Annotated in this window: 18 protein-coding genes; 15 read left to right on the top strand and 3 right to left on the bottom strand. The window is 53.8% G+C overall.

The window, feature by feature from the left end; genetic code table 11:
- Positions 1-8: 8 nt before the first annotated feature.
- Together B1C80_RS05290 and B1C80_RS05285 are read left to right on the top strand one after the other, a co-directional pair.
- Positions 9-866, top strand: a complete 858-nt coding sequence (locus B1C80_RS05290; protein ID WP_077920000.1) for a family 16 glycosylhydrolase — start codon at positions 9-11, stop codon at positions 864-866.
- Between the two features lie 32 nt (positions 867-898).
- Positions 899-2,629: a hypothetical protein gene (locus B1C80_RS05285; protein WP_077919999.1), complete on the top strand. Its 1,731-nt coding sequence runs from the start codon at positions 899-901 to the stop codon at positions 2,627-2,629.
- A gap of 127 nt (positions 2,630-2,756) precedes the next feature.
- Here B1C80_RS05285 and B1C80_RS05280 read toward each other — a convergent pair whose 3' ends face one another.
- A complete protein-coding gene (locus B1C80_RS05280; RefSeq protein WP_077920110.1) occupies positions 2,757-3,776 on the bottom strand; it encodes an acyl-CoA reductase in 1,020 nt (339 codons plus the stop codon).
- A gap of 134 nt (positions 3,777-3,910) precedes the next feature.
- Here B1C80_RS05280 and B1C80_RS05275 point away from each other — a divergent pair, with 134 nt between their 5' ends.
- The 3 genes from B1C80_RS05275 to B1C80_RS05265 all read left to right on the top strand — a co-directional run bounded on the left by B1C80_RS05275 (position 3,911) and on the right by B1C80_RS05265 (position 7,128).
- On the top strand, positions 3,911-4,261 hold the full coding sequence (locus B1C80_RS05275) for a 4Fe-4S dicluster domain-containing protein (RefSeq protein ID WP_077919998.1): 351 nt from the start codon (positions 3,911-3,913) through the stop codon (positions 4,259-4,261).
- Positions 4,262-4,602: 341 nt separating this feature from the next.
- The gene (locus B1C80_RS05270; protein WP_077919997.1) at positions 4,603-5,757 is read left to right on the top strand and encodes a porin; all 1,155 of its coding nucleotides are present in this window, start codon (positions 4,603-4,605) and stop codon (positions 5,755-5,757) included.
- A 42-nt stretch (positions 5,758-5,799) separates the two neighbouring features.
- Positions 5,800-7,128 (top strand): ammonium transporter, encoded by a 1,329-nt coding sequence (locus tag B1C80_RS05265; RefSeq protein ID WP_077919996.1) that lies wholly within the window; start codon positions 5,800-5,802, stop codon positions 7,126-7,128.
- 222 nt (positions 7,129-7,350) lie between these two features.
- On the opposite strand, the gene lepA is transcribed toward B1C80_RS05265, so the two are convergent.
- Positions 7,351-9,138: a translation elongation factor 4 gene (lepA, locus tag B1C80_RS05260; protein ID WP_077919995.1), complete on the bottom strand. Its 1,788-nt coding sequence runs from the start codon at positions 9,136-9,138 to the stop codon at positions 7,351-7,353.
- A 522-nt stretch (positions 9,139-9,660) separates the two neighbouring features.
- Here lepA and B1C80_RS05255 point away from each other — a divergent pair.
- From B1C80_RS05255 to B1C80_RS05225, 7 genes are all read left to right on the top strand, one after another.
- Positions 9,661-10,134, top strand: a complete 474-nt coding sequence (locus tag B1C80_RS05255; protein WP_077920109.1) for an Lrp/AsnC ligand binding domain-containing protein — start codon at positions 9,661-9,663, stop codon at positions 10,132-10,134.
- Positions 10,135-10,236: 102 nt separating this feature from the next.
- Entirely contained in the window at positions 10,237-10,776 is a 540-nt protein-coding gene (gene hslV, locus B1C80_RS05250) for an ATP-dependent protease subunit HslV (RefSeq protein WP_077919994.1), read from the top strand.
- 94 nt (positions 10,777-10,870) lie between these two features.
- Positions 10,871-12,352: a CHASE3 domain-containing protein gene (locus tag B1C80_RS05245; protein ID WP_236648625.1), complete on the top strand. Its 1,482-nt coding sequence runs from the start codon at positions 10,871-10,873 to the stop codon at positions 12,350-12,352.
- On the top strand, positions 12,306-12,770 hold the full coding sequence (locus B1C80_RS05240) for a response regulator (RefSeq protein ID WP_077919993.1): 465 nt from the start codon (positions 12,306-12,308) through the stop codon (positions 12,768-12,770). The genes B1C80_RS05245 and B1C80_RS05240 overlap by 47 nt, the downstream gene beginning before the upstream one ends.
- Positions 12,771-13,368: 598 nt before the next feature.
- Positions 13,369-15,915 carry a TonB-dependent receptor gene (locus B1C80_RS05235; protein WP_077919992.1) on the top strand — a complete coding sequence of 849 codons (2,547 nt, stop codon included), beginning with the start codon at positions 13,369-13,371 and terminating at the stop codon, positions 15,913-15,915.
- A gap of 483 nt (positions 15,916-16,398) precedes the next feature.
- Entirely contained in the window at positions 16,399-19,566 is a 3,168-nt protein-coding gene (locus B1C80_RS05230) for a TonB-dependent receptor (RefSeq protein ID WP_236648624.1), read from the top strand.
- Positions 19,567-19,580: 14 nt separating this feature from the next.
- Positions 19,581-20,996 (top strand): RagB/SusD family nutrient uptake outer membrane protein, encoded by a 1,416-nt coding sequence (locus B1C80_RS05225; protein ID WP_236648622.1) that lies wholly within the window; start codon positions 19,581-19,583, stop codon positions 20,994-20,996.
- A gap of 165 nt (positions 20,997-21,161) precedes the next feature.
- On the opposite strand, the gene dacB is transcribed toward B1C80_RS05225, so the two are convergent.
- Positions 21,162-22,718, bottom strand: coding sequence for a D-alanyl-D-alanine carboxypeptidase/D-alanyl-D-alanine-endopeptidase (gene dacB, locus B1C80_RS05220; protein ID WP_077919990.1), 1,557 nt, complete (start codon positions 22,716-22,718; stop codon positions 21,162-21,164).
- A gap of 143 nt (positions 22,719-22,861) precedes the next feature.
- Here dacB and B1C80_RS05215 point away from each other — a divergent pair, with 143 nt between their 5' ends.
- The 3 genes from B1C80_RS05215 to B1C80_RS05205 all read left to right on the top strand — a co-directional run bounded on the left by B1C80_RS05215 (position 22,862) and on the right by B1C80_RS05205 (position 26,284).
- A complete protein-coding gene (locus B1C80_RS05215; protein ID WP_077919989.1) occupies positions 22,862-24,289 on the top strand; it encodes an MBL fold metallo-hydrolase RNA specificity domain-containing protein in 1,428 nt (475 codons plus the stop codon).
- 62 nt (positions 24,290-24,351) lie between these two features.
- Complete coding sequence (locus B1C80_RS05210; RefSeq protein ID WP_077919988.1) at positions 24,352-25,305, top strand: acetyl-CoA carboxylase carboxyltransferase subunit alpha; 954 nt, start codon at positions 24,352-24,354, stop codon at positions 25,303-25,305.
- A gap of 241 nt (positions 25,306-25,546) precedes the next feature.
- On the top strand, positions 25,547-26,284 hold the full coding sequence (locus tag B1C80_RS05205) for an IclR family transcriptional regulator (protein WP_077919987.1): 738 nt from the start codon (positions 25,547-25,549) through the stop codon (positions 26,282-26,284).
- The last annotated feature ends 67 nt before the right edge of the window (positions 26,285-26,351 follow it).

The following is a 26,351-nucleotide window of genomic DNA, read 5'->3' as shown; positions in this document are numbered from 1 at the left end:
GTAAACCTATGAAACCCTTACTCCTGATGAATACCCTACTGGTTGCTCTTCTCCTGGCCTGCAAGCGTCCTGATGATGCGACGGCTACTCTACCGCTGCCACCGGCCGTAACACCACCTGCCAGCCAGACGGTGTCGCCAACGACCCGAAAACTGGTCTGGGCCGATGAGTTCTCGACTCCCGGCTTACCCGATTCAACCAAATGGGGGTACGAAGTGGGGGGCAACGGCTGGGGCAACAACGAGCTACAGTTCTATACCAGCAAACGGCCCGAGAACGCTCGGGTAGAGGGCGGTAAGCTGATCATTGAAGCCCGTCGGGAAACCTGGGAGAACCGGGGCTATACCTCGGCCCGGCTGTTGACCCGGCCTACGCAGACCTGGACCTACGGCCGGATTGAGGCTTATGCCAGGCTGCCCAAAGGTCGCGGCACCTGGCCGGCCGTCTGGATGCTCGGCAAGAATATTTCCACTGCAGGCTGGCCCCGTTGTGGTGAGATCGATATTATGGAACACGTTGGCTATGACGAGGGTATGGTTCACGGGTCCATTCACTCCGAAAGCTATAACCACGTGAAGGGCACCCAGAAGACCAACAAGCTGAAGCTGGCCGACGTAGTCAACACGTTTCATCTGTACGCCATCGAGTGGACCGCCGACCAGATCGATTTCTTCATTGACGATCAGCAGTATTACAGTGTACAGCGGTCGGCGCTGGGAAACAGCGAGGCCCAGTGGCCCTTCAACCAGCCGTTCTACCTGATCCTGAACCTAGCGGTGGGCGGTAACTGGGGTGGCCAGCAGGGCGTTGACGAGACCATCTGGCCGCAACGAATGGAAGTTGATTACGTGCGGGTGTACCAGTAACGAATAAACAGCAACCCTATTTTTATAGATCAATGATACGACCTCTACTTGCCTGTTTCTGCTGGCTCTGGCTTTCCCATGCTTACGCCCAGACCACATTTTCTGTATCGTTTCCCACTTCGCAGAGCCAGCAGCCACTCGATGGTCGGGTCCTGCTCATCCTGGCCAAGGCCGCTTCACCCGAACCCCGGCAGCAGGTAAGTGATGCGGTCGAAACGGCCCAGCTCTTCGGTGTTGATGTCAACGGACTCAAACCCGGGCAGGGCGCGCTCGTAGACGCCACCGTATTTGGGTATCCCAAACGCAGCCTCCGCGATTTGCCCGCCGGCGATTATTACGTGCAGGCTGTATTGCACAAGTACGAAACCTTCCGGATCAAAAACGGCCCTAACGGAACGCGTAATACCGTGAAACTGCCGATGGATCGGGGCGAAGGCCAGAACTGGCGAATGGCGCCGGGCAACCTCTTCAGCAAGCCGCAGAAAATAACCCTCAAAGCAGGCGGCCGGCAGACCTTCGCCGTTGTCATGGACCAGATTAATCCGCCCATCGACGAGCCAAAGGATACCCGCTTCATCAAACATATTAAAATCCAGAGCAAACGCCTGACTGAGTTCTGGGGCCGACCCATGTACCTCGGCGCCCATATCCTGCTGCCGGCTGGCTTCGACGAACACCCGGAGGCTCGCTACCCACTCGCTATTTTCCACGGCCATTTCCCCGATGATTTCAGCGGGTTCAGCGAAACGCCACCACCCGCCAATATGGACACGACCGATTACGTTGAGCGGTTCAAATTGCGGGGGTACAAGAAGATAGTAGCGCAGGAAGCCTACGACTTCTATAAAAAGTGGACCAGTAAAGACTTCCCGCGGATGCTGATTGTCGAAATCCAGCATGCCAACCCATATTATGACGATTCGTACGCGGTGAACTCCGAAAATCTGGGGCCTTACGGCGACGCCATCATGTACGAGCTCCTGCCCGAGATCGAAACCCGTTTTCGGGGAATAGGGCAGGGGTGGGCCCGGTTCACCTACGGCGGTAGCACGGGCGGGTGGGAAGCGCTGGCGGCTCAGGTATTCTATCCCGACGAGTTCAACGGCTGTTTCGCGGCCTGCCCCGATCCGATCAGTTTTGATGCCTATACCGTTTTCAATCTGTACAAAGATAAAAACGCCTATTATTCCGAAGGCCCTTTACGGCGTACACCCCGACCCAGCCAGCGCAACTACCTCGGACAGGTGAAGGTGACCATGGAGGAAACCAACCACCGAGAACTGGCCCTTGGAACAAACTCCCGCTCCGGCGATCAGTTCGATATCTGGGAAGCGGTTTATTCACCAGCCGCCCCATCGGGCTATCCCAAGCGTATCTGGAATAAGCTAACCGGCGAAATCGACCCCGCCGTTGCCAGCTACTGGCGCGAGCATTTTGACCTGCTCCACATACTGAAACGGGACTGGAAAACACTGGGCCCGAAAGTGACCGGCAAAATCCACATCTACTGTGGAGACATGGACAACTACTACCTCAATAATGCGGTATATCTGATGGAAGATTTTCTGCAAAAGGTTCAGAATCCGCCAGCCCGCTCCGAAGTAGCCTACGGTGATCGGTTTGAACACTGCTGGAACGGCGACCCGAACGTCCCGAACTACATCAGCCGCCTACGCTACAATACGATGTACATCGATAAAATGTTGAAGCGAATGGAAGAGAACCACCCCGCCAACGCCGACCTCAAAAGCTGGCGATATTGAGTGAGTTATGAGTGATGAATGAGGAGCGATGAGTTACCCCGCCACCGTGATCCGTGCGGATCACGGTGGCGAAATGTAAAATGAATGATGAATCGTGAATAATAAATATGTTTTCCATCATTCATCATCACAGCTTACTTAGAAACGCCATGGTATCGATACCGTCGGCGTAGTCGGTCAGGCCGGGGCGCTGGGTTTTACCGAAGGGAACACTGCCCGGGAGCCAGCCCTGAGCCGATGCAATAACCTGGATCTGGGCTTTGTGGGCGTCGAGCCAGTTTCTGGCGTCGTCCTGGGTCTGGTAGATGTGGTAATAGACGACTGATATGGGCGAAACCAGCGCATCGTTTTCGGTAACGAGCAGGTACCCATTGTCGTAATGAGGAACGCCGTTGATCAGGTAAATCGACTTATTATAGTCGTAGTTATTCTGGTACTTATGGTTGTCGAGGTATCGGTTGGCCAGCGGCTCCAGCGTTCGGAGCAGGGGCGTGAAGTCGTACCCTTCCGGCACCAGCAGCGTGGATACATTCCGACAGCCCAGGCCGTAGTAATCGGATAGGTCATGGTCCAGTTTCAGCAACTCATCGTCGCTCTCTTCGCCAATCAACAGAGCAACCGAAGATCGGTTCTTGCGGATGATGTGCGGCTTACTGGCAAAATAGTAGTCGAAGTAGCGCGCTGAATTATTACTGCCCGTAGCGATGTAGGCCTCGGCCGCGTTGAGCCGCTCTGCCTCGACGATCAGAGAGTCAAAGGCCGGGTTGATCTCCTTTATTTTTTGTATTAAATAATGGATAAGTACAAAATCCTGGCTGCTTAGTTTGGCAAGCAGAGCGTGGCCGCTCATCAGTACGCAAAGAAGGTCATGAAAGCCAACGGCCGGAATATTGCCAGCCATCACGACGCCAACCTGTTTGGGAGAATCAGGTTCTGACCGGTACGAGCTAGCCCAGTCGGTTAGTTTCTGAGCTGTCAGAAATTCATCGGCAATTGCTGATAAGGCATTTAACGAATTGGCTACGGTGAACCAGTTATTGCGGGCATGAGCCCGGTGGGCTATTTCGGTCAATTCGGGCTGGGCCTCGGCTGAGCGTAAGAAATCACCGAGCGCTATGAACGTTTGCAGGCGTTCTGATTGAAGCATGTATGAAATAATCAAATGGAATACCCCATCAACCGAAGTGATTAAAATTTAGTTTGCCGCCAACCTTTAAATAGTTATATTTGTTGTCCAATTCAATAGTCTATACTTTTACCTCCAATAAATCTGTACTGCTCATGGCAATCATGATCACCGATGAGTGCATCAACTGTGGTGCCTGCGAACCCGAATGCCCCAATACAGCTATCTACGAAGGTGGCGTTGAATGGACGTGGGGTGGAGGAACTGAACTGACCGACGTCGATTTCGGTGATGGAACGGTTGTGAGCGGGAAAGCACCCCAGTCGCCTGTCTCCAACGAGTTCTATTACATCGTCAGCGATAAATGTACGGAGTGCATGGGCTTTCACGAAGAACCGCAATGTGCTGCCGTTTGCCCTGTCGACTGCTGTGTTCCCGACCCCGAGCACGTAGAAGACGAAGAAACGTTACTGGCTAAAAAGGCCTGGCTACATGCTGAAGCCTGATTGACGTCTACCTTTTTCCTAAGTGAGAACCCGGCTACTGAGTGGCCGGGTTTTTTGTTTTGTCCAATTTTTAAGCTAGCGAGAACTTCCTTATATCTATTAATTTAAAATTTTATAATATTTGGCTTAATGAGCTGTTAGCAAAATATTATGCAAGCATATCATTTTATCATATTTTCAGTATTAATACTGGATTTATTAGAATATTTTAAACAAAATTAAGTAAATAACCCAAAATTGCCTAATAATCTCACGCTATCTGTTGCATAGGCTCATTTTTATCCTAAAATTTGTTCCCCAACAAACCACCATAAGGCCGCCCGGTCTGCAAAACAAACAATATGAAAAAAGCATTTTTACTTCTAAGTTCTTTGCTTTCGTTTTATGGCGTCAGTGCTCAGGATTCCACATCTACTACGCCCGGTAAATTCACATTTTCAGGATATCTCGATACGTATTATATCGGCAACTTCAACAACCCGAAAAGTCAGTCTAACCTGGGGTTGAATGGTCAGGGTGTTGGTAACGCCCGGGCTTTCGATCAACGATCTGGTCAGTTCGGTATCGGGCTTATTCAAGCAAAGGCGACCTACACCTCCGAAAAGGTAGATGCAGTAGCCGACATGGCGTTCGGTCCGTTTGCTGATCTGGGTAACTATGGCAACTACGTGGGTCCTCTTGGTCCTGGTTCATCGTCGCTGGCTATCAAACAGGCTTACATTACTTTTAAAGCAACACCCAAGCTGACGTTCACCGCTGGTCAGTTCGGTACCCACATCGGGTATGAAGTAATTGACGCCCCGGTCAACTACAACTACTCGCTGTCAAATCTTTTCAACAACGGCCCTTTCTACCACATCGGTCTGAAAGGTCAGTACTCGTTCAGCGACCGGTCTTACTTGATGCTGGGCGTAGTCAATAACGTAGACAACCTGTTCGATAACAACAAAAAGAAGGGTCTCATCGGACAATTCTTCTTCTCGCCGGTAGCGGGCTGGAACGTCTACCTGAACGGGATCGTCTCCAATGAAGCTTCGAAGGATGTTAATGGTACCTCGGCTGATGACGCCAGCTACGCGCTCTACGACTTAACGACTACCTACCAGATTACATCTAAGTTTTTTGTTGGACTGAATGCCGCAACGGGTTCGCAGAAAGGTGATTTTCAGGGCTTCGGTGGACCATCGGCCTCCACAAGCTGGAGTGGTGTGGCGTTCTATACGAACTATGCATTTACGGATAAATTTGGTCTGGGTGCTCGTTATGAAGTGTTTGATAATAAGAAAGGCGCCCGTGCACTCACCGACGCAGCGGGCAACGGAGCCAGCGTAAACTCGATCACGATAACGGGAAACATCACGGCCGCCGACGGTCACGTGTTGCTGAAGCCTGAGCTGCGCATCGATAGCTACTCGGCAGACAAGTTTGAGAAAAATGATGGAAGCCTGACGCCCTCGCAGACAACCCTGGGTATGGCCGCAATCTTTAAGTTCTAACTCTCTTTAGCAAACAAGTACAACAAAAACCCCTCCAACACAATGCAAAAACCTAACTACATCCCCCTTGCTATCCTGTTGATAATCAGCATAGCAGCCATCTTTATGCCGGCCGTTCCGACGCAAATCGTAACGGAAGGGATAAACTCGGGCGATACCGCCTGGATGCTTGTGGCCACGGCCCTCGTATTGTTGATGACGCCCGGTCTGGCGTATTTCTACGGTGGTATGGTGAACAACAAGAACGTTATCTCTACCATGCTGCAAAGCTTCATCGCCATGGGCGCCATCAGCGTACTGTGGGTTGTGGTTGGGTTCAGCCTGGCGTTCGGAAGCTCGATCGGTGGCGTTGTTGGTAACCCGTTCGATCACTTCATGTTCCAGGGAGTTCTGGATGGTAAGCCCTGGTCGCTGGCCGCTAGTATTCCTCTGGTGGTATTTGCCTTCTTCCAGTTGAAGTTTGCGGTAATTACGCCGGCCCTGGTAACGGGATCGATGGCAGAGCGGATCAATTTCCGGTCGTATGTATTGTTCATGATTCTGTTCAGCCTGTTCGTTTACAGCCCGCTGGCGCACATGACCTGGCATCCTGAAGGCCTCCTGTTCAAGCGTGGTGTTCTTGACTTTGCCGGTGGTACGGTTGTGCACATGTCGGCAGGTTGGGCGGCTCTGGCAGGCGCTATCTACCTGAAGCGTCGGAAGTCACACGTTGAAGCCAGTGTACTGCCTCCGGCTAATATTCCGTTCGTTTTACTCGGTACGGGTCTGCTGTGGTTCGGCTGGTTCGGTTTCAACGCGGGTTCGGCCGTAGGCGCTTCTCCGCTGGCTGCCTCAGCTTTCGCTACCACCAACACGGCGGCTGCTGCGGCTGGTCTGGCCTGGGTTCTTTTCGATGCCGCAAAAGGTAAGAAAGTGTCGGCGCTCGGTTTCTGTATCGGTGCTGTAGTAGGTCTGGTTGCCATCACTCCGGCTGCCGGCTTCGTAACCATCCCGACGGCTATCTTCATTGGTACGATCGGTGCGATGGTATCGAACTACGTAGCGCACCTGCGCTCGAAATCGACCCTCGACGATACGCTCGACGTATTCCCCTGCCACGGTGTAGGCGGCATGGTTGGTATGATCATGACCGGTATTTTCGCCAGCAAAGGCGTAAACTCAGCCGTAACCGTTGAGGGACTGGCCTTTGGTGAAACAGGTCTCTTCATTGAGCACATGATTGCGCTGGTACTGGTATCGGCCTTCGCTTTCGGTATGTCGTTCCTGCTCCTGAAAGTGACGGACCTGATTCTGCCGCTGCGCGTGTCGGAAGACGACGAGAAGCAGGGTCTGGACGTCAGCCAGCACGACGAATTCCTGATCGAAGCCTAATAGTTCTGCGGCATTCGGTTAACCGTAACCGAATGCCATATACCGAACGATCAACAGAGCCACAGGCATCCTGTCTGGCCGAAATGTCCGACAGCTTTACTGTGGTTTTGTTGTACTCGTGGAGCCGCTCCCGCTTGGGGGCGGTTTCCTGTTTTTAGCCCTTCTGACACAAAAAAGCCAGCTCCCTTCAGAGCTGGCTTTTTTATGTCAGGAGAATCAGGCTTAGTTTATTTTCAGCACGGCCATAAAGGCTTCCTGCGGAATTTCAACGTTGCCGACCTGGCGCATGCGTTTCTTTCCTTTCTTTTGCTTTTCAAGCAGCTTACGCTTCCGGCTGATGTCGCCCCCGTAACATTTGGCCAGTACGTCTTTACGTAAGGCACTCAGGGTTTCGCGGGCAATTATCTTCTGACCAATAGCGGCCTGAATGGCAATTTCGAACTGCTGGCGGGGAATGAGCTCGCGTAACTTTTCGCAAAGTTTCTTGCCCCACTCATACGACTTGGAGCGGTGAACGATGGCCGACAGCGCATCGACCTTATCGCCGTTCAGCATAACGTCGAGCTTAACCATGTCCGATTCGCGGTTATCGATAAACTCGTAGTCGAGGGATGCATACCCCCGCGAGATGGTCTTGAGCTTATCGAAAAAGTCGAAAACTACCTCGGCCAGCGGCATCTCGAACTGAAGTTCAACCCGGTCGGCGGTCAGATAAACCTGGTTTTTGAGTAAGCTCCGCTTATCCATGCACAAGCCCATGATACCCCCAACATATTCGGCCTTCGTAATGATCTGCGCCCGGATAAACGGTTCTTCGATGTAGTCGATCAGGTTTGGCTCGGGCATTTCAGCCGGAGCCGACACTTGTAGTTCCTCTCCTTTGGTGGTCATCACCTCAAAACGCACGGACGGTACTGTAGTGATAACCGTCATGTTGAATTCGCGCTCCAGCCGTTCCTGTACGATCTCCATGTGGAGCATACCCAGAAAACCGCACCGGAATCCAAAGCCCAGAGCTGCCGACGTTTCGGGTTCCCAGACCAGGGCGGCATCGTTGAGCTGCAGCTTTTCCATGGCATCGCGCAGGTCTTCAAATTCGCTGGTTTCTACCGGGTAGATGCCCGCAAATACCATGGGTTTTACCTCCGAAAAGCCCTGTATAGCCACACTGGCCGGGTTGTCGAGGGTCGTAACGGTATCGCCCACTTTAACTTCCTTGGCTACTTTGATCCCGGAAATCAGATACCCTACGTCGCCACATTCGATAACGTCTTTGGGTTCCTGCGTCAGCCGGAGGGTGCCAATCTCGTCTGCGGTATATTCTTTGCCGGTGTTCATAAACTTGACCTTATCGCCCTTGCGGATACGACCGTTTTTAACCCGGAAAATTACCTCGATACCCCGGTAGGAGTTGAAATGCGAGTCGAAGATCAGCGCCTGCAGCGGACCGGCCGGTTCACCTTTGGGGGCCGGAATCCGCTCTACAATGGCGGCCAGAATTTCGGGAACACCGATTCCTTCTTTACCCGATGCCGGAATAATCTCGTCCCGGTCGCACCCGAGCAGGTCGACCATTTCGTCCTTGATCTCTTCGGGTCTGGCGCCCGGCAGGTCGATCTTGTTCAGAACGGGGATGATGACCAGATCGTTGTTCAGGGCCAGGTACAGGTTGGAGATCGTTTGAGCTTCGGTGCCCTGCGAGGCATCGACTAGCAGCAGTGCTCCTTCGCAGGCGGCAATGGAGCGGGAGACTTCGTAGCTAAAATCGACGTGGCCCGGGGTGTCGATGAGGTTTAATGTATAAAGCTCGCCATTATACATGTAATCCATCTGAATCGCGTGGCTTTTGATCGTGATACCACGTTCGCGCTCCAGATCCATATCGTCGAGCAGTTGGGCCTGCATATCGCGGGAGCCAACGGTTTTAGTGAATTCCAGCAACCGGTCGGCGAGGGTACTTTTACCGTGGTCGATGTGGGCAATAATGCAAAAGTTACGAATATGTTTCACGTTGGAAGAACGGAGAGGTCTTTACCTGTAAACTGCAAAATTAGGCAAAAAAGTCCGCGTTTGCGTTGACCGGGAATGGGTATCAAAAAACAAACGCCGATCTCATGGAGACCGGCGTGTCTGATTACACTTCATCAACAAACTAAAACCAATCGAACGCCGACTCGAAAGTCTGAGCGCTGCGATGCTGTAGGAGGGGGACTCGAACCGCCCACGGTGCAGTTAGCCACAGTACAACTCTGGTGGTCAACCCCAGTCGCCCTTGCGGGCGGCATTATGCTGCGTTTATCCCTTATCACCACCCCCGAGACAGGAGGGCACGTCTGCCAATTTCGACACCCTACAGTGTGAGATTCAAAGACATCAAGAAGACCGGCGTGTGACCCCGCTCGATCAACTTGACAATGCAAAGATAGTACATACGGATAATTCATTGCAAATTTTGCAGTAAAAATTCTTAAAATTTAGAAAAAATTTAGAATAATGGTATTTTTGTTGAGACTCATCAAAAATGAAATGGAAATGACCGAGAAAAATTTAGAAATTGATAACACAGACCTTAAAATACTGAATTTACTAATGCAGGATGCCAACATGGCTTACACCGAAATTGGTAAACGGATCTTCGTATCGGGCGGTACTGTGCACGTCCGGATGAATAAACTAAAGCAGATGGGCATTGTACGCGGTTCTCAGCTTGTCATTGACCATGCTAAACTCGGCTGGGACATCAGCGCGTTCCTGGGTATTTATCTGGACAAAAGTTCACTGTACGCCGAAGTTTCCAAACAGCTCGAAAAAATTCCGGAAGTTGTCAACGTCCATTACACGACCGGAATTTACAGCATCTTTGCCAAGATCGTTTGTCGGGATACCCAGCACCTGCGCGAAGTGCTGCACGATAAAATCCAGAAAGTGAGTGGCATTCAGCGCACAGAAACGTTTATATCGCTCGAAGAGAGCGTAAACCGGCCCATTCCGTTTGCTGAAAGCTGATGCCTTACCCGCTCTTTTCCGTATCCGGTTTATGGAGTTAGCCGACGATTCTGTGAACTGTAAACCGGTTTTAGGGCGTTATATTCATCAACAACTTAATGTATGCAACCAATCATTCACGCCACAACCGTTGTGGGAATCCGTCATAACGGGCAGGTGGCTCTCGGAGCCGATGGACAGGCTACCATGGGCAATACCGTTGCCAAGAGCAATGTCCGTAAAGTACGGGTATTGCTGGGCGGTAAAGTGCTGGCCGGCTTTGCGGGCTCAACAGCCGACGCGTTTACGCTGATCGAGCGATTCGAAGAAAAGTTGAATGCCTACGGCGGCAATCTGAAGCGGGCCGCTATCGAACTGGCCAAAGACTGGCGCACCGATCGATATTTGCGCAAGCTCGAAGCCATGCTGATCGTAGCCTCTAAAGATGACCTGCTGCTGGTATCGGGTACGGGCGATGTGATTGAGCCTGACAATGACATTGCAGCCATTGGCTCGGGGGGCGTATATGCCCAGTCGGCGGCTGTTGCGCTCAAGAAACACGCGGCTACCCTATCGGCCGAGGAGATGGTACGGGAGAGTCTGCATATTGCGGCTGACGTGTGCATTTACACCAACCATAATCTGATGGTAGAGGTACTTTAGTCGGCAACTTGTGTGGGCAGGAGTGAGGTCACTACGTCTATACAAAACCTATGCTTTTTCCTATATTTGTTGCCTATAGTGCTCAACGGCTTTTATGAATATACTCGGACGTATGGCCCCCGCGTTGATGAATCGGCGTATCGCGCTGGGGTTCATTGCGGCTCTGGTACTCATAGCTGTCGGGTTCATTATATCATTCTACAGCTACCACCAATACAGCCAGGATACCGAACGGGTACGACACACCTATGAGGTCATAGGAGCACTGGACGAGACCCTGTCGCTACTCAAGGACGTTGAAGCTGGCGCGCGTGGCTACATCATCACCAAAGATTCGTCGTTTCTGGAACCCTACCAGACATCGGTTACGGCACTGCCGGGGCACATGAACCGCTTGCGGCTGCTGCTGAAAGATAATCGGGTGCAGCTGAGCAGGGTCAATAAAATCGATACGCTTATCCAGACAAAGCTGGCCGTTACGCAGGTCCGGATCGGTGTAGCGCCTACCGACAAAACCAATGGGTTCAAACTCATTCGGGAAGCCAAGCGGTACATGGATGATATCCGCTGGCAAATCTCGGTTATGGTCGAAACCGAACGTAGTCTGGTCGAGGTCCGGAGCCGGCAGGCCAACCGATCGTTTCGGCACACGCTGATCATCATTTTTGCGCTGTCGCTGCTGACGTTTCTGACCGTAGTGGTGTTATACCGACTGCTGGAGGCTGAGCTGCTGCGCAGACAGGAGAACGAAGACCGACTGCGCGACTATGAACGGAGGCTGAAAGAGCAGATTCGTCAACTCGAAGCCTCGAACGAAGAACTGGAACGATTTGCCTTCGTAGCCAGTCATGACCTGCAGGAACCGCTGCGCAAAATACAGGCCTTCTCCAATCTGATCACCGATCGGTACGGGAGCCTGTTTGAGGGCGACAGTCTGCTGTTCATGAAAAAGATTGGTGCATCGGCGGAGCGAATGTCCAAGCTGATCAAAGATCTGCTCAATTTTTCGCGGATATCCAGTCACCGCGAAGACTTTAAACCGGTTCGGCTGAACGAGGTGATTCAGCGGATTCTTGACGATCAGGAGCTACGTATAAAGGGGTTGGGCGTGCGGGTTGAGGTAGGGCCATTGCCTACTATTTATGCCGTTGCGAGCCAGATGGACCATCTGTTTACCAACCTGATCTCAAACGCACTGAAATTCATTCGGCCCGATGTGCAGCCTGTGCTGCGTATCAGCGCGACTCCCGTAGACGGGGCTGAGTACCCCGGCTTGGTTGTCGGACGAAACTATTTTGAATTTACCGTGGAGGACAATGGAATCGGCTTTGATGAAAAATATTTAGACCATATTTTTAAGGTCTTCCAGCGTTTACATGGTAAAAGCGAATTTGAAGGAACGGGCATTGGACTGGCCATCTGCAAACGGGTAGTCGTCTATCATCAGGGCTATATTACAGCCCGCAGCAAACCCAAACAGGGGACTTCCTTCGTAATTGTATTGCCCGAAAGTCATCCATTACACAATCATGACCGAACAAACTCAACCGAAGCCTATTCATATTCTGCTGGTTGACGACGACGAGGACGACCGTTACCTCACGCGTGAAGCATTTCATCAGCATTATCCCGCAAGCCGGATATCGTTTGCCGAAGACGGCGAAGATCTGCTTGATTTTCTGAATTACCGGGGGCGCTACATTGGCGCTGAACACTCCTTGCCCGAGCTGATTCTGCTGGACCTGAACATGCCCCGGAAAGATGGCCGGGAAGCGCTGCGTGAGATCAAAGCGGATGACCAGTTTCGTCATATACCCATTGTCGTTCTGACAACCTCAGATGCCAAAGACGATATCGAAACATCGTACTACAATGGGGCAAACAGCTTTATTACCAAACCACCTACCTTCCAGCGACTCAGCGAGGTGACAAAAGCGATCGGGCAATACTGGTTCAGCGTTGTTACCGTCTGCGAGCATCAGGGAGACGAGTAGCCAATGAGTCCCTGCTTTAGGCATAGATCGTCATGATGTGTGCCCCAAGCAGGGACTCATTGGGTTTATAGCTTGCCAACAGGCAGTATACGAGAAAGCGACTCAGTGGAAATACCTGTCTTACAAGTAACTGAGTAAATCTATACAGTAAGCATACCCATACCGCCGGACAGCTGTTCTATCCTGGAAGCCCCAAACTTCGATATTGATCATCATAGCCTGTATCCGCGTATATACTCCTTAAACTAGATAGACTATTGTGTAAGTTGTTGATAGTCATTTTTTTAGCTATTTCTTGGATCGTATTATTTTCCATATCATTTTTGCCCAGCGGTTGCCCAAACTGAAGGTGACCGGCCTGCAATAAGTCAGCCCAACAACTGGCTTATTTGTTTACTGTAATAATATATAAATCCTATAGAATATAAGTATTAATTGGTGCTTGTGTGCCTGCAGGCACCCTGCCAGTTGGGATGGATTACCATCAACAGGAGGGAAGCGCGTGGCATATCGGCCCTAAAAAGTAATGAATCAGCATCTTACCAGTCGCCCGTTGGCCGTAAACAAGAAAGCATTTTACCAACCAGCATAATCCACAATGAGAAAAACACTACCTCTGATCACCCTCTTTATCCTATCTGTTAGCACCTTATTTGCCCAGGGCGTCGTAGTGGGCGTGGTGAAAGACAACGAAGGCCTGCCCGTTGCGGCTGCCACTGTTCTAATAAAGGGCACGAACACCTATGCAATTGCCGATGCCACCGGTCAATTCAGCCTGGCAGCCCGCCAGGAGTTTCCGTTTACTATTCGTATCAGTTCAGTTGGGTTTAAACCTCAGGAAATTCTGCTTGCCAAACGGCCCGATTCGCCGTTATCGCTGACCCTGGCGAACGACAACCAGCTGTCTGAAGTGGTGATCACCTCCCGCCGTCGGCAGGAGTCCGCTCAGGACGTGCCCATTCCGATTTCGGTAGTGCGGGGCGCGCTGGTCGAAGATGCGGGCGCGTTCAACGTGAACCGACTGAAAGAACTGGTGCCTACTGTGCAGCTTTATTCGTCTAACCCGCGCAACACGACGCTCAATATTCGGGGTCTGGGATCGACCTTCGGGCTCACCAACGACGGAATCGATCCGGGGGTGGGCTTTTACGTAGACGGTGTATACTACGCTCGTCCGGCGGCAACAACGCTCGATTTCATTGATATTGAGCAGATAGAAGTGCTACGCGGTCCTCAGGGAACGCTATTTGGCAAAAACACAACGGCCGGCGCGTTCAACATAACCACCCGGGCTGCCAGTTTTCAGCCGGGTGCTACGCTGGAAGTTAGCTACGGTAACTACGGATACATTCAGGCCCGTAGTTCGATCACGGGCCCATTGAGCCGGAAGATAGCCGGTCGGTTGTCCTTTTCGGGAACCCAGCGTAACGGGCTGTTATACAATGTGGCGACCCAGAAGCCCGTCAATGATCTCAATAACCTGGGCGGTCGGGGGCAGTTGTTGTTCACGCCAACCGACAGAATCAGCATAACGCTGGCGGGCGACGTGTCGAGTCAGCGCCCGGATGGGTATGCCCAGGTCGTTGCGGGGGTGGCTCCTACGTTGCGTCCGGCCTATCGGCAGTTTAACCAGATTATTGCCGACCTGAATTACAAACTGCCCAGCCAGAATCCGTTCGATCGGGTCATTGACCATGATACCCCCTGGCGGTCGGGAAACGAGCTGGGTGGTGTTTCGCTCAACGTTGACGCCAAGATCGGATCGGGAACGCTGACCTCAACGACCGCCTGGCGTTACTGGAACTGGGACCCCTCCAACGACCGCGACTTTACGGGCCTGCCGGTTCTGAGTAAGTCGGCTGCCACGTCGCGTCACGAGCAGTGGACGCAGGAGGTTCGGTACGCCGGAGCTATTTCACCCCGTGTGAGTGGGGTCATCGGTGTCTTTGCCATTGGGCAGGACCTCAAGACGGATCCCGTTCATACCGAAGAGTCTGGTTCAGCGCAGTGGCGTTTTTCGCAAAGTTCAACGAGTCCGCTCTGGCGAACCCCCGGCCTACTCGATGGGTTTGGCATCAGAACTACCTCCCGGCTGAAAAGCTTCGGTGCTGCGGTATTCGGTCAGGTCGACTGGGCTATTACCGACCGGCTTCACCTGCTGCCTGGTCTCCGGTACAACTATGATGAAAAACAGGTCGATTTCAGCCGACAGACCTACGGAGGGCTGCAAACGACTGATCCGGCGCTGATCGCGCTGAAAAATGCGGTCTATACGAATCAGGCCTTTACGGCAAACGTAGACGAAAGCAATCTGTCGGGGCAGTTAACCCTATCCTATAAGGTGTCATCGCGAATCAACTCATTTGCTACCTACTCGAATAGCTATAAACCGGTTGGGGTCAACCTGGGGGGACTGCCCACCGCCAACGGACGGGTGCTGACCGAGCTGGCCCGCATCAAACCTGAGTACGTGAGTCATTTTGAGGTTGGGGTAAAAACCCGGCCAACGCCATTGTCTACGCTGAACGTCGTTTTCCATAATACCGACATCCGGGATTTTCAGACGCAGGTTCAGACCGCCGAAGTGGGGGTGAACCGGGGTTACCTGGCCAATGCTGAACGGGTGCGGGTAGTCGGAGTGGAGGTAGATGGCAACATCCGGGTAAGCAACGGGCTCTCTTTCTACGGGGCTGTGGCCTATACCGACGGCAAATACGTATCGTTCAAGAATGCCCCCGTTCCCCTGGAAGAAACGGGTGGAGAGTCGGCCTTCAAAGATATATCGGGGGGCGACCTGCCGGGAATCTCGAAATGGGCCGGGTCGTTCGGTGGCGAAATCAGCGGTGGCGGAAACTTGCTGAGCCAGAGCGGCCGGTTCTTCCTGGCGCTGGATAGCTACTATCGCTCCTCTTTTTCGTCGAGTCCGTCACCCTCAAAATACCTGAATATCGAGGGGTACACGCTGTTGAATGCACGGGTTGGTTTCCGGGCGTCGAATGGATTATCGATTATGTTCTGGTCACGCAACCTGCTGGACAAAGATTATTTCGAGCAGTTGCTACCGGCCGCTGGTAACGCGGGCCACTATGCCGCCGTGCTGGGCGATCCAAGAACCTTTGGTACAACCCTTCGCTACTCATTTTAACCAGACCGGCTGGAAGAACACAAGGCACAACGGGCAGATCGTCAGAAATCACGAACGAATCGATATAAAAGAAGGGGATAGAACGGGTTTCGAACTGTCCCCTTCTGCTGTATGGGTGCGGTAAAAAGCGAGGCCAGTGAGCAAACCGGGAGAGTTTCACTTACCTTGTTCCAGAATTTATCCGCAGGCAAGCGGGATTGCGCAAACAATGCGTAATTTGGGTATCTGTACCACTTCCATAGAACATATACAGTCTACACCAATCCTGGCCGGGTACCCATCGTATCGTCAATGGCTGTCTGCCACCTGCTGAGGGTAGTGAACTATGCTACGCCTAGGTAGACCGATCTTCTGCAATACAGTCCGCTATTGGCAAACCCCAAGAGGAGCCAATCTGTAATTCACCCAGTTGTCAATCACCCCTAAATCAGTCTCTCGCGTATGATGAATTCGTTACTATTAAAAAGACCTTCCCGATGGAAATTGTCAGCAATAGGTCTGATCGGGTTTCTTCTGACCCTATCGACCGGCTGGGCTCAAAACACGATTACGGGAGCCGTTACGGACGCCGGGTCGGGTGAAGCCCTGGCCGGAGCAACGGTGCAGATCAAGGGCACCAATACCGGTGCTACTACCGATGCGCAGGGAAACTACCGGATTTCGGTACCGGCCAGCGCTGGCTCTTCAACCCTGGTTTTTTCGTTTATCGGTTATCAGCCGCTCGAGGTAGCCGTGGGTAATCGAACTGTCGTCGATGCGAAGCTCAGCAGTGCCGATAACGCGCTGAGTGAGGTTGTGGTGGTTGGGTATGGCGTGCAAAACCGGCGCGACGTGACGACCGCTATCGGGTCAGTGCGGGCCCGGGACCTGGCTAATCAGCCCGTCGTCAGTTTCGACAATGCGCTGGCGGCCAAGATTGCGGGCGTTCAGGTTACCCAGACCTCGGGCGCGCCGGGAGCGGCCCTGCAGGTACGGGTACGCGGTACCGGGTCGATCAGTGCCGGGCTCGACCCGCTTTACGTAATTGACGGCGTTCCGCTGTCGCGGGATACGAAGTTTGCAACGGGCAGTACGAGTACCCAGTTTCCCGACAACCCGATCAATGTGTTGAGTACGATCAACACGGATGATATCGAGAGTATTGAAGTACTGAAAGATGCCTCGGCCGCGGCTATTTACGGGTCGCGTGGCTCAAACGGGGTGGTACTGATCACCACGAAGCGGGGGCGCGAAGGCAAGACTATCATCAACTACGATAGTTTCGTCGGGTTCCAGCAGGTATCGAAAAAGCTGGATCTGCTCAACGCTTATGAATACGCGACCCTTAACGTGGAAGCGAAAAACAATGCTTATCTGGACCGGAATCCAACGGGCCGGGTTACGGACAGCAATGAGATCAGGAACAGGGGAGTAGGGGCACCCAGCACCCTGATTCCGCCCCAGGTGGTGCCCTACCTGAGCGGCCAGCCTGGGCTGACCAATACCGACTGGCAGGACGAAATTTTCAGAACGGCTCCCATTCAGAATCATACCCTGTCTATTTCCGGCGGCAATGCCAATGTGCGCTATTACGTCTCGGGCAATTATCTCGATCAGCGCGGCATCGTCATCAATTCGGGCTACCAGCGGTACGCGGCCCGGGCCAACCTCGATATAAAAAGTGGTCGGTTGTCGGTGGGGTTTAATTTCAACCCTACCTATTCCTACCACGATCTGATCAAGGCTGAAGGGCCTTACCTGGCCGATGGGGTCATTGGCTTAGCCGTTCAGATAGCACCGATCTGGCCGGTGTACAACCTGAATGGCACGTATAACTTCGATGCCAACGGCTGGGGTTACGGCGCTACGTCTATTTTGAACCCGGTGGCGGTTGCCAATGAGATAAAGGACAAGCTGGGGCACCTCCGATTGCTCGGCAACGCCTATGCGCAGTACGATATCGGGAAAGGCTTCTCGTACCGGCTCAATGTCGGCGCGGATGTCAACAATTTCCAGCGTGACTATTACCGCCCATCTACCGTCGAGATCCGCGATCGGAAAGGGGCGTCTGTACCGACCGGTTTTTCCAGAACGCAGAATTACATCAACTGGCTGGTAGAACACACGCTGAACTACAGCCGCAGCATCGGCCAGCATAACCTGTCGGCACTGGCCGGTTTTTCGGCTCAGAAAGACCGCCGAACCGCTACCGAACTGACCGCCACCAACTTCCCCAACGACCTGGTGCAGACGCTCAACGCCGGGCAGGTGTCGGCGGGGGGCTCCGATATTCAGGAGTGGTCACTGCTGTCGTACCTGGGGCGGGTGCAGTACGATTATAACGGAAAGTACCTGCTGTCGGGCGCCGTCCGGGCCGACGGATCTTCGCGCTTCGGGGCCGCCAATCGCTGGGGCTACTTTCCGAGCGTATCGGCAGGCTGGAACATTTCCCAGGAGCCGTTCCTGAAAACATCGACCTGGCTCAGTGATCTGAAACTACGCGCGAGCTACGGCCTGACGGGTAATTTTCAGATACCGAACTACGGGGCCGTTAGTCTGCTGAATTACCAGAATTACATCCTGGGCTCCGAAACGCTCGTTAGCGGTCTGGCACCGGGTAACTCGGCCAATGACCAGCTCAAATGGGAAAAGACGGCCATGCTCGATATTGGCGTCGATGCCAGTTTCTTCCGCAACCGGTTGACCCTGAGCGTCGATTATTACGATGCCAACACCTCTGATCTGTTGCTGAACGTGCCGGTGCCCAGAGCTTCGGGCTTCAGCACCGAGCTGCAAAATATTGGGAAGGTGAACAACAAAGGGATTGAGCTGACCCTGGGGACGCAGCAGTCGTTCGGAGGGTTTCGCTGGAACGCCAGTGCCAATATAGCGGCTAACCGCAACCGGGTAAAGGCACTTGGTCCGTCGGGCGATCCGATCATCGTGTCGGGTGGGGTAGCGGGCGCGCAGTTCATTACCCGCATTGGTGAGCCCATCGGGCAGTACTGGACCATGAAAACCAACGGCGTATTTAACAGCCAGGCCGAAATCGACGCCTATCCGCATACGACCACGACCCGCCCCGGCGATTTTCGCTTCGTTGACGTAAACGGCGATAACCGGATCGATTTCAGCAGCGACCGGGCCGTTACGGGCAGCTATTTTCCCAAGTACACCTTTGGCTTTACCAATACCTTCGCCTATGCCGGTTTCGATCTGGGCGTAACGGTGCAGGGTACGCAGGGGAACAAAATCCTGAACCTGATTCGTCGGTATATCTACAACCAGGAAGGAAACGGCAACCTGTTCAGGGGCGCGCTGAACCGGTGGCAGTCGGAAGCTAACCCGGGCGACGGGCAGCACAACCGCGCCAACCGCCTGCAAACGGGTTCTAACGGCGAAATATCGACCTGGCATATCGAAGACGGCTCGTTTGTGCGGGTTCGGACCATCACGCTGGGGTATACGCTGCCCACCGCGCTGCTCCAGCGGCTGCACCTGAACCGGGCCCGGCTGTATGTTACAACCCAGAATCCATTCACGTTCACGAAATACATTGGGTATAACCCCGAGGTGAGTGCCCGCCCCGATAACGCCCTGTCGGCTGGTGAGGATTATGGTACGTATCCCCTGGCCCGTACTACTTCCGTTGGCCTTAACCTCAGCTTCTAACCCCCGTAGTCATCATGAAAACCAATTCGTTTGTTCGCGCTTTCGGTCATCAAACGGCTATGGCCACCCTTTTTGTGCTTGGTCTGGCTGCCTGCCGGAGCGATTTTCTGGACCTGAAACCACAGTCGCAGCCCAACGTCGATAATTTTTACCAGACCGCCAATGACTTCAACAACGCTGTCAATGGAGCCTATGATGCCCTGCAATCGCCCAACCAGTACGGTGGTGATTTTAACACGATCGTAGAAGCCCGCAGCGACAATGTGCTGGATAACGACCCATCGTCGAACGCGGGTCTGCGGTATAACATCGACCGGTTCATCGAGCCTACTACCAACACCGTTCTGCGCGATACCTGGGGGAGTCTCTATACCGGTATCAACCGAACTAATCTGATCCTGGACAAGATCGACGCGGTCAGTATCGACGCGGGTCTGAAAGCCCGTTACCGGGGCGAAGCCCAGTTTATCCGGGCACTATCGTACTTCAACCTGGTGCGGTTGTGGGGACGGGTGCCGCTGGTGTTGACGGCCGGTACTACAGCCGACTCGCGTTCGTATGTTCGTAATGAGGTAACGGACGTGTACGCGGCCATTGAAAAAGACCTGACAGAGGCCGTCACGAACCTGCCCGCCAGTTATACCGGTGCTGATGTGGGTCGGGCTACGGCGGGGGCTGCGCGGGCGTTGCTGGGAAAGGTACTGGTTACCGAGAAGAAATACAGCCAGGCCGTACCAATCCTGCGCGAGGTAGTGACCAGTGGTCCGTATCGGCTGCTGGCTAACGTTGCCGACGTGTTTGCGGTGAACAACAAAAACAACGCCGAGATTGTATTCGCCATCAAGTTTCGGAAAGGCGTAGGCGGGGTGTCGGAAGGCCACGCGCTCTGGTTCGGGACCAACATCGGCGACAACATCGAAAAATCGCTGCGGTCGGCTTACCCGGCTGGCGACAAACGGCTGCCGCTGACCGTACAGGTGCCGGTGCCGAGCAATGTCAACGTGGTACCCCGCAAGTTTTACGACGAGGTATCGGCAACGAATGACGTAGGTAACGATTTTCCAGTATTGCGCTTTGCCGATGTGCTGCTGCTCTATGCCGAAGCGCTGAACGAGGTGGGCTACCAGCCCGACGGCGATGCGTTCCGGTCGCTCAACCAAGTGCGGAGCCGGGCCGGCATAGAGCCGTATACGCCTGCGCAACTCGCCAGCCAGGCGGCTTTCCGCGATGCCGTTATCAACGAACGGCGGCTGGAGCTGGCGCTGGAGTCGGACCGTTGGTTCGACCTGATCCGGACGGGTCGGGCCGTAGAGGCCATCAAGGTAACCGGCATTACAGTGCCTGCCAACCGGCTTATCTACCCCATTCCGCAGGCTGAAATCGACGTGTATAACAACCCCGCCACGTTCCCGCAGAATCCGGGTTATTGATAATTGATCAGTAAGCTGTCACGACTGCTGCTAAACCCGGCAGCGCTTCCGGTAACCAATAGCCCTTCCGGTTTGTGAGCTGTTTCACAAAACCGGAAGGGCTTCTGGTGAATTGATAAATAACAGATTGCAGCGGGTCAGCTCTTGATCGAAAACGGTGGCAGACTAGTTGCCGGGCAGTCCAACCAGTCCCAGAAAAATCGTTTCCAGTTCGGTGGTTACCGCGCGGTTCTGGCCGGGGGTAAACTTATTGACCAGTACGCAGAACGACATACGCTCGCCGTCGGTAGCGGTAAAGTACCCGGCGTAGGCTCTGACGCCTTCAATTGACCCGCTCTTGGCCCGAATGTTACCGGCTGCGGCCGTACCCCGGGCCAGCGAACGCACGGTACCGGTCTGTCCGACTACCGGAATGGTTTCGTAGAAAGCGGAGAACGAAGGCTCCCGCGCCATGGCGCTCAGGATACCCGTCATGTTGTCGGCCGTGAGGGCACCGGTGGTAGACAGGCCGCTGCCGTCGTGAATACGGAACCCATCGAGGTTAACCCCTTTTTTCTGCCAGAATGCCGTTAGCGCGTCCACACTGGCGTCGGTTGTGCCGACGGTTTTGTCGAGTTGGCGCGTGGCGGTTCGGATCAGGGCTTCGGCGTAGAGATTGATACTCTGGTAGTTGGTTTGCTGCGCCAGTTCGGCCAGCGTGGGTGACCGGTGCTGGTTGATGACTACGCGCGTGCCGGATGCTACGACGGTAGTCGACTGGCCACCACCAATCGATACGGGCAGATTCGGTACCAGAACGTTGTCCTGCACTAGTTGTTGCCGAAGCGCATGAGCGGCAAAGTAAGCCGGGTCGGGCAGGGCTCCTTTTACGCTGAACTCGTTGGCCGGTTCGCCCATGGGTACCTTACCGGTAAGCCACTGCAGGTTCAGAAACGGAGCGCCCACGATATTGACCTGGTCGCCGGTTTTGGCCGCGTCGGTCGTGACGGTGTTCTGGAACGTCAGGTAGGGCACGAGCGGGTCGGTGCGGAGTACGCTGGTAGGAGCGCCTACCGATTTGCCCGGCCGGAAAAAGATGCGGTACAGGTTCTCGTTGATGTTGAGGGCGCTCAGCCCGGCCCCGTAGTAGTTGCCCAGGTCACCGAAGGGCCAGGTACCCGGCGTAGTGAGGTCCGAGTAGAGGCTGGCATCGCCCACCACAACCCCCTGAATCTGGCGGATGCCGGCCGCCCGTACGGCTTCGGACCAGCTCTTGAGCAGCGCCGATAGATCATAGTAGGCGGGAAAACGCCAGCTGCCCAGCGACGGATCCCCGGTTCCCCGGATGTAGAGGTTACCTATCAGTACGCTGTCTTTGATGGTGCCGTCGTACTCGAGGGTAGTGGTATAGGTATAGTTCGGGCCCAGCACCGCCAGGGCGGTGGCCGTAGTGATGAGTTTAAGCGTAGAAGCCGAGGGCAGGCTCAGCCGGGCGTTGTAGCCAATTCGTTCTTCGCCGTCGCGTACCCGCCTGACCGAAAGCGCCACGGTACCGTACCGGACAGCGGGACCCGCCTGAAACGACTCGATCTGACGAAGGAGCCGCTGGGTTGCCAGCGAATCGGGCGGTGACGACGGTTGCCCATCCATACCGGCCCGGACCGCAAACGTAGGAAACCAGACGACGATAAAAAACAACAGGAAAGGATAAAATCGAACTAAACGGTGTCGCAATGGGTACATACTGTAGGTTTCCGTGCGGTTAGGGGAATCGCCCCTGATTTTGTAGCTTTGCAAACTTACGGATTTCGCGCCACCCAACTTGTGTCAAAATCACCTTTTCCGAAGCATTGAATCAACGACATTGATTAGCTAACGCTGTACGCATGAAAGTATCGTTTCTGGGGGCGGCCCGGCAGGTTACCGGCAGTATGTATCTGCTGGAGATAGACGACTACCGCATCCTGGTTGACTGTGGGTCTGATCTTGAACGGTCGAAAACCAACGGCCAGGCTGCCCCAATCACTCCGCAAACAGGTTTCTTCCCGTTTGAGGCTTCGAGTATTAACGTCGTGTTGCTGACCCACGCACACGTAGACCATTCCGGTAATCTGCCCAATCTGTTTCGCGAAGGTTATGAAGGACAGATCCTCTGTACCGAACCGACGTTTGCCCTGACCAACGTCTTGCTGAAAGATGCGGCTTCGCTCAATCAAAAGCGAATCAACGAGCTGAACGCCAGTAAGAAACAGCGCGTCAAAGATCGGCAGGCGCAGATGCAGAAAGATCTCTTCCTGGACCGGCAGGTACGGGAGGCCATGGAAAATGTAGTTCCCATTGCCTTCAACCGCAAATTCCGGCTGACCGATGGCATCGATGTGACATTTATTCCGGCTGGCCACCTGCTGGGAGCGGCTCATATCGTCATCAACGTAGTCGAAAACGGCGAGCAGAAAAGCATCTGTTTTTCGGGCGATATTGGCCGCAAAAACTACCCGCTGCTGGTCGATCCGGCACCGGTGCCGCCCGTCGATTACCTCATCTGCGAAAGCACCTACGGGAATCGGCTCCACGAGAACCACATGAGTCCCGAAGACGCGCTGGCCGACGTTATTCAGCGGACCTGCATCGATATTCCGGGCCGGCTGATCATTCCGTCGTTCAGCGTAGGCCGTACGCAGGCGCTGCTGTACACCCTGAACCGGCTCTATACCGAACGTGACTTCCCGCCCATCAGGGTGTTCTCCGACAGCCCCATGGCGTTCGAGAGTTCCAAAATCTATCTGCAGCACGTCAAGATGCTGAGCGGGGAGGCCAAGGCGTTTTATAAAGAGAACGAGGCTCTGTTCGATTTTCAGAATTTTCAGTTTCTGGAGTCTTCCAAAGCCAGCAAAGCCGTGTCGAACTTTGGCGAACCCTGCATCATCATCTCGTCGTCAGGCATGGTACAGGGCGGTCGGGTTGAATACCACGTGGCCGAAAACATCAGCAATCCGTACTCGACTATCCTGATCATAGGCTACTGCGCCGAAGGTACGCTCGGATGGCGTCTGCTGAACGGACAGCAAACCCTAAGTATTAAAGGGAAAGACCATCAGGTGCTGGCCAATATCGAAAAAGTCGACGTTTTCAGCGGCCACGGCGACCGCGACGATCTGCTGAATTTCGTTAGTATGCAGTCGCCCGAAACGCTCAAACGTATTTTTCTGGTCCATGGCGAGTTCGATAGCATGGAAGCTTTCCGTGATACCCTCGCCGAAACCGGCTACCCCCAGGTTGTTATCCCCAAGAAAGGAGAAACTTTTGATTTATGAGCGATGCGTGATGATCGTATGCCGTTCATCGCCCATTGCTCATCGCCCATCACCTAGTAACGATGAGAACGTACCTCGACTTTGAAAAACCGATTGCCGACCTTGAATCCCGGCTGGAAGAAACCAAACGGTTAGCCCAGACCAGTAACGTCAATGTCAGCGAAGCGGTACACGTACTGGAGCAGAGCATCGATAAACTGCGCCAGGAAATTTTCCAGAACCTGACCCGCTGGCAGCGCGTACAGCTCTCGCGCCACCCGGACCGGCCCTATACGCTCGATTACATCTCACTCATGTGCGATCAGTTCATCGAACTGCACGGCGACCGCACGGTGCGCGACGATCCGGCCATGGTGGGTGGTTTTTGTGAACTTGGCGGTCAGACCGTTATGGTTATCGGGCAGCAGAAAGGGCGTAATACCAAGCAGCGGCAACAGCGCAACTTCGGTATGGCTAACCCCGAAGGATACCGGAAAGCCCTGCGACTGATGAAACTCGCCGAGAAATTCAATAAGCCCATCATCACGCTCATCGATACGCCGGGCGCTTTCCCGGGCCTCGAAGCCGAGGAGCGCGGACAGGGCGAAGCCATTGCCCGGAACCTGAAAGAGATGTTCATGCTTACGGTACCTGTTATCTGCATCATCATTGGCGAAGGAGCCTCGGGGGGCGCCCTGGGTATTGCCATCGGTGATCGGGTGCTGATGCTCGAGAATACCTGGTATTCGGTTATTTCGCCCGAATCGTGCTCATCGATCCTGTGGCGTAGCTGGAATTTCAAGGAGCAGGCTGCCGAAGCCCTCAAACTAACCGCCCGCGATATGCAGGCCGCCCAGCTCGTCGACGGTATTGTGGACGAACCCCTGGGTGGTGCTCATAACGATCATTCTGAAATGGCCAGCCAACTCAAAACGGTGATTCTGGACACGCTGGCCGAACTGAACGCCCTGGATCCCCAGATCCGTATCGAACAGCGAATCGAGAAATTCTGCAACATGGGTGTGGTGGTCGAATAGACCCGTACTTATTGGGTTAACAAGAATCCGCGGAGACGATCTTCGCGGATTTTTTTGTTGAGGGTACTGTCAGGATCGGGTAGCTGCCCGGTTACGACATTCCGAAAGGGCCGCGCGCGTTACAGGACGGTACGGAGACCGTCAATGAAAAGCGGTGGATAGATTCGGGGATAAAAACACGGGTTGCCTATTGACATATTCACCGTTGTCGTTAGCTTTGTTTTATAATGTAAAATTAAATATGATTCAGGTTATCAACCGGGCCATTGATATTGTCGAGTATATCGCCCAGGACCCCGATAAGCCCAAAGCACTGGGGGATATAGCCGATGCCGTTGGACTAAATCACGGTACCTGCGCCAACATTCTGAAAACGCTGGTCAGCCGTGATTTCATCGAACAGATCGGTGCCAAGAAAGGGTATATACTGGGAGCCAAGGCCTATGCGCTGACCGGAAACGATAATTACCGGAAAGACATCGTTGAAGCCGCCACCGACGAGATGGACCGGCTTACGACGCTCCTCAACGAGAACACCTTACTGGCCGCCCTGAAAGGAAATCAGCGGATCGTCCTGCTCCGTACCTTCTCCGAACACGATCTGCAGGTACGCACACCCGATCAGAAAGATGCTTATAATACGGCCTCAGGCCGTCTATTGCTGGCTTTTCATACCGACGCCGAACTAGTAAAGTATACCGCCCGGTACGGATTACCCACGGCAGATATCTGGACCGAAGCCGCCAGTCCCGGCCAGTTTCAACAGGCCATCGACCTGATCAGGCGTGAAGAGCTGGCTATCCAGACCACCACCGGCCGACAGGTGGTAGGGCTGGCGGTGCCGGTTCGGAAGGCGGATCGGGTGGTGGCGAGTCTGAGCATATACATGCCCGAATATCGATACATGGTTACCGATAAAGCGCGGGTCGTTCAGGAACTACGTAACACCGCCAACCGCATATCTGCCAGACTGGCCTAAACGGTCAGCGGCCTTTACCATCCCATAAATAACCGAAAAACTACGCCAAACGCCCGCTCCTTACAGT

Origin of the sequence: Spirosoma sp. 209 (assembly GCF_002006735.1) — a bacterium.
In the GTDB taxonomy this organism is placed as follows: Bacteria; Bacteroidota; Bacteroidia; order Cytophagales; family Spirosomataceae; genus Spirosoma; species Spirosoma sordidisoli.
The sequence above is the reverse complement of the archived record's forward strand: the minus strand, read 5'-3'. Positions and strand labels throughout refer to the sequence as shown.